Annotated in this window: 15 protein-coding genes and 1 pseudogene; 8 read left to right on the top strand and 8 right to left on the bottom strand. The window is 65.1% G+C overall.

What is annotated here, in order from left to right; translation table 11 throughout:
• The first annotated feature begins 38 nt into the window (after positions 1 to 38).
• The 4 genes from ffh to rimM all read left to right on the top strand — a co-directional run bounded on the left by ffh (position 39) and on the right by rimM (position 2,716).
• Positions 39 to 1,559: a signal recognition particle protein gene (ffh, locus tag ACQHGV_RS09435; RefSeq protein ID WP_183952108.1), complete on the top strand. Its 1,521-nt coding sequence runs from the start codon at positions 39 to 41 to the stop codon at positions 1,557 to 1,559.
• A 57-nt stretch (positions 1,560 to 1,616) separates the two neighbouring features.
• Positions 1,617 to 2,000, top strand: a complete 384-nt coding sequence (rpsP, locus tag ACQHGV_RS09430) for a 30S ribosomal protein S16 (protein WP_183952109.1) — start codon at positions 1,617 to 1,619, stop codon at positions 1,998 to 2,000.
• Between the two features lie 109 nt (positions 2,001 to 2,109).
• Positions 2,110 to 2,250: a hypothetical protein gene (locus tag ACQHGV_RS09425; protein WP_440977996.1), complete on the top strand. Its 141-nt coding sequence runs from the start codon at positions 2,110 to 2,112 to the stop codon at positions 2,248 to 2,250.
• Positions 2,228 to 2,716: a ribosome maturation factor RimM gene (rimM, locus tag ACQHGV_RS09420; protein WP_440977995.1), complete on the top strand. Its 489-nt coding sequence runs from the start codon at positions 2,228 to 2,230 to the stop codon at positions 2,714 to 2,716. Before ACQHGV_RS09425 ends, rimM begins: the two co-directional genes overlap by 23 nt.
• Here rimM and ACQHGV_RS09415 read toward each other — a convergent pair.
• On the bottom strand, positions 2,706 to 3,614 hold the full coding sequence (locus tag ACQHGV_RS09415) for an NAD(P)/FAD-dependent oxidoreductase (RefSeq protein WP_440977994.1): 909 nt from the start codon (positions 3,612 to 3,614) through the stop codon (positions 2,706 to 2,708). The two genes, rimM and ACQHGV_RS09415, sit on opposite strands and share 11 nt — an antisense overlap.
• 86 nt (positions 3,615 to 3,700) lie before the next feature.
• On the opposite strand from ACQHGV_RS09415, the gene ACQHGV_RS09410 reads away from it, so the two are divergent.
• From ACQHGV_RS09410 to rplS, 4 genes and pseudogenes are all read left to right on the top strand, one after another.
• A complete protein-coding gene (locus tag ACQHGV_RS09410; RefSeq protein WP_183952113.1) occupies positions 3,701 to 3,973 on the top strand; it encodes an AbrB/MazE/SpoVT family DNA-binding domain-containing protein in 273 nt (90 codons plus the stop codon).
• Positions 3,966 to 4,349: a type II toxin-antitoxin system VapC family toxin gene (locus ACQHGV_RS09405; RefSeq protein WP_440977993.1), complete on the top strand. Its 384-nt coding sequence runs from the start codon at positions 3,966 to 3,968 to the stop codon at positions 4,347 to 4,349. The genes ACQHGV_RS09410 and ACQHGV_RS09405 overlap by 8 nt, the downstream gene beginning before the upstream one ends.
• A pseudogene (gene trmD / locus ACQHGV_RS09400) lies at positions 4,346 to 5,061 on the top strand (tRNA (guanosine(37)-N1)-methyltransferase TrmD); the annotation flags it as partial. The gene ACQHGV_RS09405 and the pseudogene trmD, both read left to right, overlap by 4 nt.
• Positions 5,062 to 5,076: 15 nt before the next feature.
• Positions 5,077 to 5,469, top strand: a complete 393-nt coding sequence (gene rplS, locus ACQHGV_RS09395) for a 50S ribosomal protein L19 (protein WP_175310865.1) — start codon at positions 5,077 to 5,079, stop codon at positions 5,467 to 5,469.
• Between the two features lie 205 nt (positions 5,470 to 5,674).
• On the opposite strand, the gene ACQHGV_RS09390 is transcribed toward rplS, so the two are convergent.
• From ACQHGV_RS09390 to ACQHGV_RS09360, 7 genes are all read right to left on the bottom strand, one after another.
• Positions 5,675 to 6,316: a peptidylprolyl isomerase gene (locus ACQHGV_RS09390; RefSeq protein WP_440977992.1), complete on the bottom strand. Its 642-nt coding sequence runs from the start codon at positions 6,314 to 6,316 to the stop codon at positions 5,675 to 5,677.
• A gap of 73 nt (positions 6,317 to 6,389) precedes the next feature.
• Positions 6,390 to 6,635 (bottom strand): GNAT family N-acetyltransferase, encoded by a 246-nt coding sequence (locus tag ACQHGV_RS09385; protein ID WP_440977991.1) that lies wholly within the window; start codon positions 6,633 to 6,635, stop codon positions 6,390 to 6,392.
• 4 nt (positions 6,636 to 6,639) lie between these two features.
• Positions 6,640 to 6,849 carry a hypothetical protein gene (locus ACQHGV_RS09380; protein WP_440977990.1) on the bottom strand — a complete coding sequence of 70 codons (210 nt, stop codon included), beginning with the start codon at positions 6,847 to 6,849 and terminating at the stop codon, positions 6,640 to 6,642.
• 141 nt (positions 6,850 to 6,990) lie between these two features.
• Positions 6,991 to 9,018: an RNA polymerase sigma factor RpoD gene (gene rpoD / locus ACQHGV_RS09375; RefSeq protein ID WP_440977989.1), complete on the bottom strand. Its 2,028-nt coding sequence runs from the start codon at positions 9,016 to 9,018 to the stop codon at positions 6,991 to 6,993.
• Positions 9,019 to 9,160: 142 nt separating this feature from the next.
• A complete protein-coding gene (dnaG, locus tag ACQHGV_RS09370; protein ID WP_440977988.1) occupies positions 9,161 to 11,008 on the bottom strand; it encodes a DNA primase in 1,848 nt (615 codons plus the stop codon).
• 114 nt (positions 11,009 to 11,122) lie between these two features.
• Positions 11,123 to 11,683, bottom strand: a complete 561-nt coding sequence (locus tag ACQHGV_RS09365; protein ID WP_440977987.1) for an endonuclease domain-containing protein — start codon at positions 11,681 to 11,683, stop codon at positions 11,123 to 11,125.
• Positions 11,684 to 11,698: 15 nt separating this feature from the next.
• Entirely contained in the window at positions 11,699 to 12,151 is a 453-nt protein-coding gene (locus ACQHGV_RS09360) for a GatB/YqeY domain-containing protein (protein ID WP_440977986.1), read from the bottom strand.
• Positions 12,152 to 12,231: the final 80 nt, after the last annotated feature.

The raw sequence follows: 12,231 nt of genomic DNA, 5'->3' as shown, positions 1-12,231 counted from the left end.
AGCCGGACTCTCCGGCTCGGGTTTGACGAGGTGAGGCGATGTTCGACAGCTTGAGCGATCGGCTTGGCGGCGTATTCGACCGCCTCCGTGGCCGTGGCGCGCTGACCGAGGCGGATGTCCGCACCGCGATGCGCGAAGTGCGCGTGGCGCTGCTGGAAGCCGACGTCGCGCTGCCCGTCGCGCGCGATTTCGTCGACAAGGTCACCGAACAGGCGATCGGCCAGAACGTCCTGCGTTCGATCACGCCGGGCCAGCAGGTCGTCAAGATCGTCCATGACGCGCTGGTCGCGATGTTGGGCGCGGATGCCAGCGAGCTGCTGCTCGATGTTACGCCGCCCGCCGTCGTGATGATGGTCGGCCTTCAGGGTTCGGGTAAGACCACTACCACCGCCAAGATCGCCAAGCGGCTGTCGAGCGGTGCGATGGGCCGCGAGCGCAAGAAGGTGTTGATGGCGTCGCTCGACGTCAATCGCCCGGCCGCGCAGGAGCAGCTGGCGACGCTGGGCACCCAGGTCGAGGTATCGACCCTGCCGATCATCGCCGGGCAGCAGCCGGTCGAGATCGCGCGTCGCGCGCTCCAGGCCGCCAAGCTGCAGGGCTATGACGTCCTGATGCTCGACACCGCAGGGCGCCTGCACGTCGACCAGGCGCTGATGGACGAGATGAAGGCCGTGGCGGAGATCGCCCAGCCTCAGGAAATCCTGCTCGTCGTCGACTCGCTGACCGGCCAGGATGCGGTCAACGTCGCAACCAGCTTCTCCGAACAGGTGCCGCTGACCGGCGTGGTGCTGACCCGTATGGACGGCGACGCGCGCGGTGGTGCGGCGCTGTCGATGCGCGCGGTCACCGGCAAGCCCATCAAGTTTGCCGGTGTCGGCGAAAAGATGGATGCGCTGGAAGCCTTCCATCCGGAGCGTGTCGCAGGGCGCATCCTCGGCATGGGCGACGTGGTGTCGCTGGTCGAGCGCGCCGCCGAGACGATCCAGCAGGAAGATGCCGAGCGCATGGCCATGAAAATGGCCAAGGGGCAGTTCGATTTGAACGACCTGCGCGGCCAGCTGGCCCAGATGCGTCGCATGGGTGGCCTGGGCGCGCTGGCGGGCATGATGCCGGGCATGAAGAAGGCGCAGAACGCGCTCAATGATGCCGGTGGCGACAAGATCCTGCTCCGCATGGACGCGATCATCACCTCGATGACCGTCAAGGAGCGCGCCAAGCCCGAGTTGGTCAACGCCAAGCGCAAGATCCGTATCGCCAAGGGGTCCGGCACCACGGTGCAGGACGTGAACAAGCTCCTGAAAATGCATCAGGAAATGTCCACGGCGATGAAGAAGATCAAGAAGATGGGCGGCATCAAGGGCATGATGTCGATGCTCGGCAAGGGCGGCCTTGGCGGCCTGGGCAATGCGCTGGGCGGTCCGCAGATGGGCGAGATGCTCAACAAGGCGGGCTCGAACGGTCTGCCCGGTGGCGGTCTCGGCGGGATGGGCGGCGGCAAGCTGCCCGACGGGATGCCCAAGCTGCCCCCCGGTTTCGAAAATCTTCTGAAGAAGAAATAACCCCCGCGCCGGACGGAATTGCCGGTAATTTGAACTTTTTACTCCAAGGACTGAAATATGGCTCTCAGCATTCGTCTGTCGCGTGGTGGCTCGAAGAAGCGCCCTTACTACCGCATTGTGGTGGCCGACGCCCGTGCGCCGCGCGACGGCAAGTTCATCGAGAAGATCGGCAATTACAACCCGCTCCTCGCCAAGGACAATGAGCAGCGCGTGCAGCTCGACACCGAGCGCGCGAAGCACTGGCTCGCCAATGGCGCGCAGCCGACCGACCGCGTCGCCCGCTTCCTGGATGCCGCCGGCGTCCGTGAGCGCGCCGCGCGCAACAACCCGAAGAAGGCCGAGCCGGGCGAGAAGGCCAAGGAGCGCGCCGAGGAGCGTGCCGAGAAGCTGAAGGCCGCCGAGGAAGCCGCCAACGCGCCGGCCGAAACCGCCGAGGCCTAATTTGTCTTGGTCCTGGGTGGGCCACGGTCGGTCACGATCGAGCCCGCCCATGGCATCGGAATGCGGGGCCGTGCGTTTCTGAAAGCCCATGGCTTGAAGAGGATGACGCATGACCCCGCCGACCGAACCCGACCCCCGGACCGCACCCGACGATCATGACGACGCGACCAACCAAGGCGTCTCCGCGCCAGAGCCCGCCGAAGGCGACGACGACACCCCCGACGGCAATGCCGGTTCGCCCAACGGGTGAGCCGCGCGTCACGCTGGCGGTGATCATCGGCGCACACGGCATTACGGGCGAAGTTCGGCTGAAGGTCTTTGCCGACGATCTGTCGGACTATCGCTCGTTCAACGACGGCGCGTTGACCCTCAAGTCGGCGCGGGATGGCTCGAACGGCGTTATCGCGCGCTTTGCCGAGGTGACCGATCGCAATGCCGCCGAGGCGCTGCGCGGGACCGAACTGACGGTGGCGCGCTCTGCCCTGCCTCCTTTGGAGGAGGGCGAATATTATCACGCCGACATCATCGGCCTGTCGGCGATCGCCAGCGATGGCGAGGAACTGGGCCATGTCGCGCTGATCGAGAATTTCGGTGCGGGCGACGTGCTGGAAATCGAACGGCCCGATGGCCGCCGTTTCATGGTGCCGATGAACGCGCAGGCGGTGCTCGAATGGGATCAGGATCGCCTGATCGTGGAGCGCGCCTTCATCGCCTGATCGGGCGTTGCTCGTTCAGCAGATTGCGGATCGTCGTTGCGGCGACGCCGGCCTCGCCCATGGCGTGGCTGATCTGATCCAGCCCCTTCACCACATCTCCGGCGGCAAACAGGCCGGGAACCGAGGTCCGCTGATGGTCGTCGACCTCCAGGCATCCGCTCGGGTCCGCCTTTGCGCCCGCCGATACCGCCAGTTCCGACCGAATGCGTGACCCCATCGCGGGATAGACGCTGTCGAACGCCATCCGGCCGCTGGCGGTGTCGAGCGCGATCTGGTCCCCCTCGATCGCCCAGCCGCCACAGGGGCCGTCCACGCGCTGCACGCCCGCATCGTCCAGCGCCCGGGCGCATTCGGGATCGAGGTCATGCGCGGCATCGGGCGCAATCAACGTCACGTCGCGGGTGAAGCCGCGCAGGAAAAGCGCCTCGCGCATGCCATGGTCGCTGGTGCCGATCACGCCGACCCGCTTGTCGGTGACCTCATAGCCATCACAGACCGGGCAATAGCGGATCAATCCGCGCTCCAGCGCCGGGTCGTGCACATCGGGCAGAAGATGCTTGGGGCGGTGATTGACCACGCCCGTGGCCAACAGGACCGTGCGGGTTTGGTATTCGGCATCATCGGTGATGACGCGGAAATGATCTCCTTCGGGCCGGATCGCGGTGACCCGGTGCGGCGTGCAATGCGCACCGTAACGACGTGCCTGGTCATGCATCCGGGCCAGCAGCGCCTTGCCGCTGATCCCCTCGGGGAAGCCGGCATGATTGTGGGTGCAGGGGATCATCGCCGCGCGGCTCGATCCGCTGTCGAACATATGGATGCGCAGGTGATAGCGCGCGAGATAGATCGCCGCCGTCAACCCGGCGGGGCCCGCCCCGATGATGATGCAATCGTCCATGGCGGGGGCAAAGCGTCAGGCGGCGCAACGTTCCTTGGCCTTTGACCGAGGATCATGTATATACATAGCGTATATACGGAGGCGATATGGGTAAGGACTATCAAGCGAAGGTCTTCCGCTCGGGCAACTCGCTTGCGCTGCGCCTGCCCGCCGCACTGGGGCTGGCCGAGGGCACCGAGATGACGTTGCGCGAGGAGCAGGGCCGCTATGTGTTCGAACCCGTCCAGGCGCCGCGCAAGACGATCGACCTGACCGGCATCGCGGGCTCGATGCCGTGGCTGAAGCCGATCGAGCGGGAAGACTTCGACATGGAGCCGCGCGAACTGGATTGGGACGGAAAGCTGCTCGGCCGTGATTGAACCGCGCTATCTGCTCGACTCGAATATTTGCATCTATGTCCTTCGCGATGCCAGCGGTCGCGCGGCGCAGCGGCTCGCGACGTGCGAACCGGGCAGCGTCATGGCCTCCGCGATCACCTATGCGGAGATCATGCGTGGGCTGGGGCATCACGGCACCGAAGCCGTGGCGGCGTTCGACCGCTTTTTTGACCGTGTGCCGATATTGCCGTTCGACCAAAGGGCGGCATCCGCTTATGCGGAGATCCCGTTCCGGCGAGGACGGTTCGATCGCCTGATCGGTGCCCATGCTTTGGCGACGGGCCTGACGCTCATCACCAACAACGAAGCCGATTTCGCCGACATCCCCGGCCTGACTATCGAGAACTGGACGCTGTGACCTTCCGCGCGACAATATTGACGCTCTACCCCGAGATGTTTCCCGGACCCCTGGGCCATTCGCTGGCGGGGCGGGCGCTGCGCGAGGATCGCTGGGCGCTGGAGACGGTGCAGATTCGCGACTTCGCGACCGACAAGCATCGCTCGGTCGACGACACGCCCGCAGGCGGCGGCGCGGGCATGGTGTTGCGCGCCGATGTGTTGGCGGCGGCGGTGGACTCGGTCGCCGACGACCGGCCGGTGCTGGCGATGACGCCGCGTGGGCACCCGCTGACCCAGCCGCGCGTTCGCCAACTGGCGGCGGGACCGGGCGTCACCGTGCTGTGCGGCCGGTTCGAGGGCTTCGACGAGCGTTTGTTCGAGGCGCGGGGCATCGAACAGGTGTCGATCGGCGACTATATCCTGTCGGGTGGCGAGATGGGGGCGCTGGTGCTCCTCGACGCTTGCGTTCGGCTGCTTCCCGGCGTAATGGGCGCGGCTTCAAGCGGAGTCGAGGAAAGCTTCGAAAGCGGCCTTCTCGAATATCCGCAATATACCCGACCTGCGGAGTGGGAAGGGCGCACGATCCCTGAAGTGCTGCGATCGGGGGATCATGCGAAAATCGCAAAATGGCGTCATGCCAGGGCTTGCGAGGATACACGGTCAAGGCGGCCGGACCTTTGGGAACGTCATGAGGGCGTTCGGGTCGGTCGCCCTCTGGCGCGCGGCGACGATTGAGGAATATAGTCATGAACGTGATCCAGCAGATCGAAGCTGAGCAGATCGCCAAGTTCAACGAGACGAAGAAGATCCCGGAATTCCGCCCCGGCGACACGCTGAAGGTCGGTGTGAAGGTCGTCGAAGGCGAGCGCACCCGCGTCCAGTTCTATGAGGGCGTCTGCATCGCCCGCTCGAACAAGGGCATGGGCTCGTCGTTCACCGTCCGCAAGATCTCCTTCGGTGAGGGCGTGGAGCGTGTTTTCCCGCTCTACTCGCCGAACGTCGACTCGATCGATGTCGTCCGCAAGGGCGCCGTGCGTCGTGCCAAGCTGTACTATCTGCGTGGCCGCACCGGTAAGTCGGCGCGTATTGCCGAGCGTCGCGACACGCGTCCGGCCAAGGGCACCGCAGCCGCCGAGTAATCGGGGGCGCGGACCGTCAGCGGTTCGACAGGAAGGGGCGGTGGCACCAAGCGGTGTCGCCGCCCTTTTTCTTTGACCGCGCTCCGTTCAGCCTGAGCGAAGTCGAAGGCCAAGGGACGCCATTCGCCACGAGCGTCTGCATGGCGCATGGTCATGGTGCGGCGTGGCCTTCGGCTTCGCTCAGGCTGAACGGAGGTGGGGGCGCTTAGCCCCCGAAATTATACAGCCACATCTTCGGCTCACCGGTCGGCTTGGGCGTGCCGTCGAGCCGCTTGGCGGAGCGGATCGCGACGGGCTTCAGGATCATCTGCCCCTTCATGGCGTCCAGGCCACCGCCCGAGGGCTTGGCGAGGATTTTCTTCACCGTGTCCATTCCCGCCACCACACGCCCGAAGGCGGCATAGCCGTCATAGCCCGGCCGCGCGTCCATGCCCGGCGTCGGCCCCACGGTGATGAAGAAATTGCCGCCCGCCGAACTGGCCGACTGCCCGCGCGCCATCGAGATGGTGCCGTCCAGATGCTTGATCCCGGTCTTGGCGGTTGTCTCGAGCGGGAAGGGCGGCAGGATGCGGCGGGCATCGGTGCGGATACCGCCCTGGACGAACCCCTCCTTGGGATTCCGCTTGTCGCGCGCGGCGCGGTAGAACACCGTCCCGTCGAACCGCCCGTCATCGACATAGGCCAGGAAGTTCTTCGTGGTCGCCGGCGCACGGCGTGCGTCAAGCGCGACGACGATGGGACCTTCCGAGGTATTGAGCTGCACCCGAACATAGCCGGGGCGAGGGACGTTCTGGTTCGCTGGTGCAGCGGCGGTCAGCAGGGCGAGCAGCGGGAGCAGGCGTTTCATCCGGCGGGGATTATCGCCCCTGGGTGTAATTGTGGAGCCCAAAGCCATCGGATGCGCCGAGTGACGGCACCGATCAGGCGGTCAGATCGCGCGTGAGGAACGGATTGTGCGGGCTCGGCCGGTAATCGGCAAAGGCGTCGCACGATCGGAAGCCCGCGCTACGATAGAGCGCGACGGCAGGCCGGTATGGCGACGTGGTTCCCGTTTCCAGGCTGATCCGATGATAATCGCGGCGCTGCGCCTCCGCGATGACATGGTTGAGCAGCGTACGGCCGATACCCCGGCCTAGAAAGCCGGGCGCGACTCGCATGAATTTCACCTCGTCATGCCGGGTGTCCAGTTGCCTCAGCGCGGCGAAACCGGCGAGCGTGGAGCCGTTCCCCGATTGTCCAGAAGGAAATGCAGGGATCGGCCAGCGTGGAGGCGTCGAGCGCGAAGGAAAATTCTTCCGCCTCACCGCGCATGTTGCGCAGGTTATAGGCGAGCAGACCGGCGGCATGCGGCGCGGTCGGATCGTCGCGGCGAATATCCATGTCAGTCGCTTGGGTCCGGCGTGCGAGATGGCTGGTGACGGGCCAGTCTATCGCGGTTCGCATGGGGGCGACAGGCGATGGCCCACAAAAAAGCCGCCGACCAGGTGGTCGACGGCTTTTCCGTTTCCGTGGCGTCAGACCTTACTGGTCGAGGAAGCTGCGCATCTTGCGGCTGCGGCTGGGGTGCTTCAGCTTGCGGAGCGCCTTGGCCTCGATCTGGCGGATGCGTTCGCGGGTGACCGAGAACTGCTGCCCGACCTCTTCCAGCGTGTGGTCGGTGTTCATGCCGATGCCGAAGCGCATGCGCAGCACGCGCTCTTCGCGCGGGGTGAGCGAGGCGAGGACGCGGGTGACCGTTTCCTTCAGGTTCGCCTGGATCGCCGCGTCTACCGGGATGACCGCGTTCTTGTCCTCGATGAAGTCGCCGAGATGCGAATCCTCCTCGTCGCCGATCGGCGTTTCGAGGGAGATCGGCTCCTTGGCGATCTTCATCACCTTGCGCACCTTCTCCAGCGGCATGGAGAGGCGTTCGGCCATCTCCTCCGGGGTCGGCTCGCGCCCCTGCTCGTGCAGGAACTGGCGGCTGGTGCGGACCAGCTTGTTGATCGTCTCGATCATATGGACCGGGATACGGATGGTCCGCGCCTGGTCCGCGATAGAGCGGGTGATCGCCTGACGAATCCACCAGGTGGCATAGGTCGAGAATTTGTAACCACGGCGATATTCGAACTTATCGACCGCCTTCATCAGGCCGATATTGCCCTCCTGGATCAGGTCCAGGAATTGCAGGCCACGATTGGTGTATTTCTTGGCGATGGAGATGACGAGGCGCAGATTGGCCTCGACCATTTCCTTCTTGGCGATGCGCGCCTCGCGCTCGCCCTTCTGCACCATGTTCACGATGCGGCGGAATTCGGTAAGCGCCATGCCGGTCTGCTGCGAAATCTCGGCGATCTCGCTGCGGATGCGATCGACGGTGGCGGCTTCGTTGCTCGCGAAATTGCCCCACTTCTTGTCGAGCCCGCGCACCGTATCGAGCCAGTTCTCGTCCAGCTCATGGCCGAGGTAGCGGTCGAGGAAGTCCTTGCGGTTGACCTTGTGCCGTTCGGCCAAGCGCAGCATCTGGCCGCCCAGCGCGGTCAGGCGCCGGTTATAGGCATAGAGCTGGTCGACCAGGAATTCGATCTTGGCGTTGTGGAACTGGACGCTCTCGACCTCGGCGGTCAGCTCTTCGCGCAGCTTGTGATACTTACGCTCGTCCGCCGACGACAGCTCGCCGCCCAGCGCCATCGACTCCAGACGCTGCTGCTGGATCTTCGAGAATTTCTTGTAGATCGCGGTGATGTTGGCGAACTTCTCCAGCGCCTGCGGCTTGAGCGTTTCCTCCATCTGGGCGAGGCTGAGGGTATTGTCCTCTTCCTCGTCCTCGGCGCGCGGACCACGACGCTCGCCGCCCTCGCCATCCTCGTCATCGATCGAGGGTTCCTCGGGCTCTTCTTCTTCCTTGAACTGGGGACCGGCGTTCTTGGCGCTGATCTCGCCATTGTCGTCCTCGTCCTCCTCACCCAGATTTTCCGGGCCGGCGTCCTTGGACAGCATGGCGTCGAGATCGAGGATCTCGCGCAGCTGCATCGTGCCTTCGTTCAGCGCGGTCGACCAGTCGATGATCGCGTTGAAGGTGATCGGGCTTTCGCACAGCCCCAGGATCATCGTGTCGCGACCCGCCTCGATCCGCTTGGCGATGGCGATTTCGCCCTCACGGCTGAGCAGTTCGACCGCGCCCATCTCGCGCAGGTACATCCGGACCGGATCGTCTGTGCGATCGACGGTTTCCTTTTTCTTCGCCTCGGGCTGAGGGCCAGAATCGCCGTCGGTGTCCGTGGCCTCGGCGTCGTCGGCCTCTTCCTCGGACTCGCCGTCCTCGCCCTGCTCCTCATTCTCGACGATATTGACGCCCATCTCGTTGAGGGCGGCCATGATATCCTCGAGCTGGTCGGAGGACATCTGGTCCTGCGGCAGCGCTTCGTTCAGCTGGTCATAGGTGATGTAGCCGCGCTTCTTGGCGCGCGCGATCAGCTTCTTGATCGACGCCTCGTTCAGGTCGATCAGCGGCGCATCGCCCGTTTCCGTGGTATCGGTCGTATCCGCCGCCATATTCGCCTTCGCCATCAAATGCCCTCGGGTCTCAATGCCCGGCCTCTTTCACGCACGCCGCCGGTTTGGCAAGCGGGTGAGGGGGCCATGCGTAATTTTCCAGTGTGGGCGTAGGTCGCCCAATATGCCCCGGATATGGGGCGCGGGGTTGCCTGTATCAAGCGGCCTCCCCGGCTTGCTTCTCGGCCAGATCGCGGGCCGCCTCTAGCCAACTGTAGAGCTGGTCCATCGATTGCGCGTGCGCCGCATGGCACCGCGTCTGCTCGGCGAAGCGATCCTCGGTCATGTCCGTCTGGAACGCCTGCACCGCGCGTTCGCGGTTCGCACGCGTCTCGCTTTCTTCCAGCATGACCTCGATGATCTTTTCCAGATCGCGAACCGCGATGGCGGGATCGCTGGCCTTGCTGAAGAAGCTGAACGCCAGGTCGCGGGTATAGTCGCGCGCGTCGATCGGGTGGACGTCGGTGGTCGCCATGATCTGTTCGATCAGGCTTTCCGCCTCGGCCGCGTCTTTCCGCGACAGATGCGGGTCGTTGACCGCCGCGTCGAGCAGGTGATGCCGCCAGTCGTTGAGATAGCGGTCGCCCATGTCCAACCGGCTGATCTCGTCCATGTAGCGGCACAGCACATGCGGATAGCGCATCAGGCCGAGCAGCACCGCACGCTTCAGGCTGTATTCGACGCCGCGCCCGACATGGCGATTGGCCTCGGCCACCGCCTGATGCACGGCCGCCGCATTGACCCGCCGGATGCCGAAGATGTCGAAATAGCGCGACATCATCGCGCGCTTATACTCGTAGGCCAGATCCTTGTGCGGGATCTGCTGCGCCAGTTCCTCCAGCCGCTGTTTCAGCGCGGCGCGGCCCTCGGGCGTGTCGGTCTGGGCCTGCGCAATCTCCGACTGCCAGAGCAGGTCGCTGAGCGGCGTGGCGCGGGTAAGCACCGCCTCGAACCCGGCCGCGCCTTTTTCCTGGACCAGATCGTCGGGGTCCTGGCCTTGCGGCAAAGTGACGAAGGACAGGCTCTTGCCCGGCTGGAGCAGCGGCAGCGCACGGTGGGCGGCGCGGATCGCGGCCTTCTGCCCCGCCGCATCGCCGTCGAAGCACAGCGTGGGCACATCGACCATGCGCCACAGCCGTTCCAGCTGATGCTCGGTCAGCGCGGTGCCGAGCGGCGCGACGGCTTCCTCGATCCCGGCCTGGGCGAGGGCGATCACGTCCATATAGCCCTCGACCACCAGCACGCGGCCGGACTTGCGCACCGCAGGTGCGGCGCGGTCGAGATTGTAGAGCGTACGCCCCTTGTCGAAGAGCGGCGTGTCGGGCGAGTTGAGGTACTTCGGCTCGCCCTCGCCGATGATCCGGCCGCCGAACGCGATCACGCGGCCGCGTGCGTCGCGGATCGGGATCATCAACCGGCCGCGGAACCGATCATACGGGTCCTTGCCGTCGACCTTGATCAGCAGCCCGCACTCGATCAGTGCCGGGTCGCCATAGTCCTTGAGGGCGGCCTTCAGCTTGCCCCGGCTGTCGGGCGCGAAGCCCAGGCCGAAAGCGCGAGCGGTGTCGGGCGTGACTCGGCGGCGGGTCAGGAGTTCCCGCGCGTCGCCGCCGGACAGGCCGCCCAGTTGTTCGGAAAACCAGGCGGCGGCATCGGCCATCGCATCGTGCAGGCCCTTGGCGCGCTCCGCCTTCTGAGCGGCGCGGCGGTCCTGCGCGGGCACTTCGAGCCCCGCCGCCTGCGCCAGTTCCTTGACCGCGTCGATAAAGGGCAGGCCACGCTGATCGGTCATCCAACGAATGGCATCGCCATGCGCCGAGCAGCCGAAACAGTGGTAAAAGCCCTTGTCGTCGTTGACGTAGAAGCTGGGCGTCTTTTCGTTATGGAAAGGACAGCAGCCCTTATATTCCCGGCCCGCCTTTTGCAGCTTCACCGTCTTGCCGATCAGCGCCGACAGACTGGTCCGAGCGCGTAGCTCGTCAAGGAATTGCGGGGTCAGGCTCATGGCGTCCGCGCGATTATAATGTGTAGCGGGACGGGGGTGTTTTGGCAAGGGTTTGGGTGGTGCGGATGGTCCGGGATTGCCCTCCCCCAACCCCTCCCGCCTGCGGGAGGGGAGTTATTGGGAATCGCCCTTGCCCCGTGCGCTTCCCCTCCCGCAGGCGGGAGGGGATTGAGGGGAGGGCTTTTCCGCTAGCGCACGCGCAATGGTCGCGACGACGCCCTCCAGATTGCCCAGAACGTCGTTGTTCCAGAAGCGGATGACGCGCCAGCCTTGGGCTTTGATGTGGCGGGTGCGGGCTTCGTCATAGGCGGCGCGTTCGTCATGCTGGCCGCCATCGACCTCGACGATCAACTTTTCCGATCGGGCGGCGAAGTCGGCGATGTACGGGCCGACCGGGACCTGTCTGTTGAAGCGGACGCCCGCGACTTGGCGTCTGGACAGGGCCCGCCACAATCTGCGTTCCGCATCCGTCGGATTGAGGCGCAGTTCCCGCGCTTTTCTCGTAGGGCGGTTTTCGCGGAAAGGCCGGGAGCCCTCCCCTCGGTCCCCTCCCGCCTGCGGGAGGGGATGCGCTATTGGTGGAGGGCATTCCTCTCCACGAAGCGCAACAGGCTCCCCTCCCGCAGGCGGGAGGGGCTGGGGGAGGGGACCACGCTTGCTATCAAACCGATCCATCTCCCCACACCCACATCACGCCAGCGAAGCCTTCACCAACCCGCTCGCCTTGCTCATGTCCAGCACCGCCACATGCCGCGCCTTCAGCTCGGCCATGACGCGTCCCATGTCCTTCATGCCGCTCGCTCCGATCTCCGCCTTGATCGCCTCGATGGCGGCCTTGGTCTCGTCCTCGGTCAGCGTCTGCGGCAGGAAGCGTTCGATCACCGCGACCTCGGCCTTTTCCGCATCGGCCAGTTCCTGGCGGCCGCCCTGTTCGTACATGGCGATCGATTCGCGGCGCTGCTTGACCATCTTCTGCAGTACTTCGATCACGACCATGTCGTCATCGGCGGGCGTGGTCCCGGTGCGGAGTTCGATGTCGCGGTTCTTGATGGCGGCCTGGATCAGGCTGATCGCCGCGCGGCTTTCCTTGTCGCCCGCTTTCATGGCGGCCACCTGCGCGGCCTTGATGTCGTCGCGAATCATGATTTTTCCGTCTTGTCTGAAAGGCGGGGACGATAGCCGATGGAACCAATTCCGTGAACCGGTTGACGCGAACGCCCGAT

Origin of the sequence: Sphingomonas pseudosanguinis, from assembly GCF_052056765.1 — a bacterium.
Taxonomy (GTDB): domain Bacteria; phylum Pseudomonadota; class Alphaproteobacteria; order Sphingomonadales; family Sphingomonadaceae; genus Sphingomonas; species Sphingomonas pseudosanguinis.
Note: the sequence above shows the minus strand (reverse complement) of the source record. Positions and strands in the feature narration are given on the sequence as shown.

What these genes read in the sequence shown, in the direction of transcription:
- ffh (WP_183952108.1), top strand. Translation starts at nt 39, where the DNA reads ATGTTCGACAGCTTGAGCGATCGGCTTGGCGGCGTATTCGACCGCCTC.
- rpsP (WP_183952109.1), top strand. Translation starts at nt 1,617, where the DNA reads ATGGCTCTCAGCATTCGTCTGTCGCGTGGTGGCTCGAAGAAGCGCCCT.
- ACQHGV_RS09425 (WP_440977996.1), top strand. Translation starts at nt 2,110, where the DNA reads ATGACCCCGCCGACCGAACCCGACCCCCGGACCGCACCCGACGATCAT.
- rimM (WP_440977995.1), top strand. Translation starts at nt 2,228, where the DNA reads ATGCCGGTTCGCCCAACGGGTGAGCCGCGCGTCACGCTGGCGGTGATC.
- ACQHGV_RS09415 (WP_440977994.1), bottom strand. Translation starts at nt 3,614, where the DNA reads ATGGACGATTGCATCATCATCGGGGCGGGCCCCGCCGGGTTGACGGCG.
- ACQHGV_RS09410 (WP_183952113.1), top strand. Translation starts at nt 3,701, where the DNA reads ATGGGTAAGGACTATCAAGCGAAGGTCTTCCGCTCGGGCAACTCGCTT.
- rplS (WP_175310865.1), top strand. Translation starts at nt 5,077, where the DNA reads ATGAACGTGATCCAGCAGATCGAAGCTGAGCAGATCGCCAAGTTCAAC.
- ACQHGV_RS09390 (WP_440977992.1), bottom strand. Translation starts at nt 6,316, where the DNA reads ATGAAACGCCTGCTCCCGCTGCTCGCCCTGCTGACCGCCGCTGCACCA.
- ACQHGV_RS09380 (WP_440977990.1), bottom strand. Translation starts at nt 6,849, where the DNA reads ATGGATATTCGCCGCGACGATCCGACCGCGCCGCATGCCGCCGGTCTG.
- rpoD (WP_440977989.1), bottom strand. Translation starts at nt 9,018, where the DNA reads ATGGCGAAGGCGAATATGGCGGCGGATACGACCGATACCACGGAAACG.
- dnaG (WP_440977988.1), bottom strand. Translation starts at nt 11,008, where the DNA reads ATGAGCCTGACCCCGCAATTCCTTGACGAGCTACGCGCTCGGACCAGT.
- ACQHGV_RS09365 (WP_440977987.1), bottom strand. Translation starts at nt 11,683, where the DNA reads ATGGATCGGTTTGATAGCAAGCGTGGTCCCCTCCCCCAGCCCCTCCCG.
- ACQHGV_RS09360 (WP_440977986.1), bottom strand. Translation starts at nt 12,151, where the DNA reads ATGATTCGCGACGACATCAAGGCCGCGCAGGTGGCCGCCATGAAAGCG.